The 2934-nt window shown below is 33.4% G+C and carries 4 protein-coding genes; all 4 read right to left on the reverse strand.

Translation table 11 applies throughout. The annotated features are described in order from the left end of the window. The coding region (locus VLC96_RS02805; protein ID WP_325260536.1) for a glycosyltransferase at positions 1-719 on the reverse strand (719 nt) is incomplete at its 3' end. Beyond that, on the reverse strand, positions 719-1831 hold the full coding sequence (locus VLC96_RS02810; protein ID WP_325260537.1) for a glycosyltransferase family 4 protein: 1113 nt from the start codon (positions 1829-1831) through the stop codon (positions 719-721). The genes VLC96_RS02805 and VLC96_RS02810, both read right to left, overlap by 1 nt. After that, entirely contained in the window at positions 1831-2385 is a 555-nt protein-coding gene (locus tag VLC96_RS02815) for a serine O-acetyltransferase (protein WP_325260538.1), read from the reverse strand. The genes VLC96_RS02810 and VLC96_RS02815 overlap by 1 nt, the downstream gene beginning before the upstream one ends. A gap of 9 nt (positions 2386-2394) precedes the next feature. Beyond that, positions 2395-2934: glycosyltransferase family 2 protein (locus VLC96_RS02820; protein ID WP_414655560.1), on the reverse strand; the 540-nt coding region annotated here is incomplete at its 5' end.

Here is a 2934-nt window from a genome sequence, read left to right on the forward strand (position 1 = left end):
TTGTTTTCTAAATCAAATTCTTTTATCAATCGTTTAATTTGAAAAGAATAATCGTCTTCAAAATCTTTACCTACTAAATGGAATGTCCAATCGGAATGTGTTGGTTTTAGTTTTTGAGCTACTTTCAAAAGTAAAAAATGATCTTTTTGTTCTCTCAAATTTGCCAAGAAAACAATTCTCTTCCCTCCAATCCCTTTTAGAATTGTAGTCTCACAAACATCTATTTCTTTTAGTGGAAAATTGGGTAAATAAATAACATTTTTTGCATTTAATTCCTCTTCTGACCACTTTTTCAACTTTTGGTTAACAGCAATGACTCCTCTAAAAAAAGTAGCAGTCATTTTCAACCCAAAATTGGGTCTGGAGGCTAAAAACTCATTGTTCCCATAATGGTCATGCCGAATCATTTTCAAGTAAGGACAAATCAATTTCAGCAAAAAAGCAAGAAAAAAAGAAGTGCTATGGGCATGAATATGAGTCACTTTATTTTTCACGACAAAAGACCGTAATCTAAAAAGAGCCGGAAAATCAATTTTCCTCTTTTTATCCAGATACAAATAAGCAACATTCGGATGAATTTGATTCAATAAAGCTCCTTCTTTTCGCGTAGCTACTAATCCGGAAAAATCTATTTGATCTGCCAAAACATTGGCATAACTAACTGCCATTCGCTCAGCACCACCCGCCTCCAAAGAGTCTATGATTTGAAGGATTCTCATTAAACCAATAATTGTTTTATTTCAGCTTCAAAAACATCAACCGTATAGTTTCGAGACCAATCCATTGCTTTTTCTCTTTTACTGTCAAAAAATATTTTACTCTCTAAAACCGCTACTAATTGCTCAATATCTCGTTCCAAATTCATTTCAAGTAAAACACCTCTTTCGCCATTATCCAACATAAAAGGAACACAAGAAACCGAAGTAGCCACTGGAACACAGCCCCAAAACATTCCTTCGGCAATAGCTTTGGGCCAACCCTCGCTTTTGGAAGGCAAAATCACAAAATGGCTGTTTTGGTAGGCTGTTTTTACCGTTTCCTGATTTTGATTTCCATGCAAAACTATACTTTCTTCTAATGCATTGAATGTAATATACGCTTCCAAAAGCTCACGCTCTTTTCCTTCTCCATGCAAATCCAATGACACTTCATATCCTTTCTTGATTAATCCTTCGACTAATTGTATGGCATATAAAGGATTTTTTCCATGCACCAACGTCCCAACAAAAACAAATCGTATTTTCCCTTTTAAACACAAAGGTTTCGCCGGTATTTTATCTGCTTCGGAATAAGTTGCGGTAAAAAAAGGTTTAATATTCTTGGTGCTTCCTTCCCATTGTCCATAAACCAAAACTTGCATGTTTTTGGTTAGGAAGGTATTGCTCAAAATCCATTTTTGCAAACGGTAACTCCAAGGCTGTTTTGCTTTGGGATCCCAGTTGCCGGCATATTTTGCCGTTTTCTTTTTATTTGGAAAAAAAATCTGTGCTATGCATCCTAACAAACCGATATTGCCAGGACAGCGCAAATGAATGTGGTCGGCATTATTCATCGCTTTAAGCAGAATAAAAAAATTAGAAAAGCTTAAAAAAAATGCTGTTACAATCTCTTTTATTGATTTGAGATTAGTATCAAATAATTCAAAGTGTTCTTTAATTTTAAAAGGGATTTCGGCAATAAGAAGACCATTGTCTTTTTTCCAAATGGGACAACAAAAAATAATATCCGCATATTTCTCCCATACTATCAACTCTTTAACGTATGGACTATACGCAAAAGCTTTCTCGTTTTTATAAATAATGGGAGCGTTTGAGACAATTAACAATTTCATTAAATATATCCTTTTGAACCTTTTTGAGAAATTAAAACTGCAGGAACACCTAACACAATTGCATTATCCGAAAAAGAATCTTTTACCATCGAACAAGCACCGACTACAATATTATTCCCTAAAATAATTTTACCTACTATAACTGAATTAGCTCCGATATATACCTCATTACCTAAAATAGGCGTTCCTCTGTTTTCATTTATCCCTGAAACTCCAATCGTAACGCCTTGAGAAACATTACAGTCATCTCCAATTATAACATTAGCATTTATAATAATTCCGCCAAAATGACCAATATAAAAAGAATGACCAATTTTTACAGTATACGGAATTGAAATCCCTGTAAAAATTTCAATACTTTTTTGCCATAATAAAGCAAACATCAACAACGGAAATCTAAAAAATTTCCATGTTACTTTTTTATGAATCAAATGTGCGATTCTATATTGAAAAATAGCCCAAAAACCTTGCGTCAGAAAAACGATGCTAAAAAAATTTCCACCGTATTTCTGGTACTTTTTATAATCGGATTGTATGAGTTGAAAAACATTCATAAAATAACTTTATTCTTTAGGCCTACTAAAAATCAAACTCCACCATCCAATCATTCTCCCTAATGCCTCGATAAAAGCTTCTTTTCGTTTAGTCATGGTAATAATATTGCTAAACCTAATCATTGTCAAAAGTATTGTGATAGCATGCCATTTCAAAAAATCTATTGTATTCGGTTTGGGATTTTTAACCCTCCAAACATACCAACCATTACGAACGACCATTTTACCATATTTATATTGGTTTGGGCGTCCTGATGGATTATGAAAATGTTTTAATTGCACTTTTGTATTGATTACATTCTTTCCAAATTGCAAAGCTCTAATGCTAAAATCGGCATCTTCATAAAGTCCATAACCTTCAAAATAAGATGAAAATTGAATTTGATTAACAACACTTTTTCTAAAAGCCATGGACATTCCAATTAACAAATCGACTTCATAAGTTTTATTGCTCAAAGGAAAACCGCAAGTTCGACCATGGGAGTAATTTGGCATTTTACCTGCTCCCAAATTAGATTGTAATCCTAAATAATTACGGATTACATTCCG

Source organism: Flavobacterium sp., from assembly GCF_035456085.1.
Classification (GTDB): Bacteria; Bacteroidota; Bacteroidia; order Flavobacteriales; family Flavobacteriaceae; genus Flavobacterium.

Excerpts from the sequence above, each read along its gene's own strand:
- VLC96_RS02810 (WP_325260537.1), bottom strand. The coding sequence starts at position 1,831 with ATGAAATTGTTAATTGTCTCAAACGCTCCCATTATTTATAAAAACGAG.
- VLC96_RS02815 (WP_325260538.1), bottom strand. The coding sequence starts at position 2,385 with ATGAATGTTTTTCAACTCATACAATCCGATTATAAAAAGTACCAGAAA.